This window comes from Candidatus Hydrogenedentota bacterium (genome assembly GCA_016791475.1).
Taxonomy (GTDB): Bacteria; Hydrogenedentota; Hydrogenedentia; order Hydrogenedentales; family JAEUWI01; genus JAEUWI01.
Genome location: JAEUWI010000182.1, coordinates 540 through 778, shown reverse-complemented (window position 1 = coordinate 778; position 239 = coordinate 540).

Genomic DNA, 239 nt, shown 5'->3' with positions numbered 1-239 from the left:
GGCGGGCTACAAGGCGGCCGTTGAGCGTCACGAGAGGAGCTTTTTGGAGCAACTCGCGAAGGCACGCGAGGGGAAGTGAGTGATGGCGCCGGGGGCTGCGGGCTTCGAGGCTTCGATGGTGAGACGACACGGAACCAGGGGGCGCCGCTAGGCGCAGCAGCAGTGTTCCGGTCCGCATGGAGCCAAAGCGTCCGCGAGGCTGAAGGATGGCTCCGAGCGTCCCGGCGATCGTCGTCTGG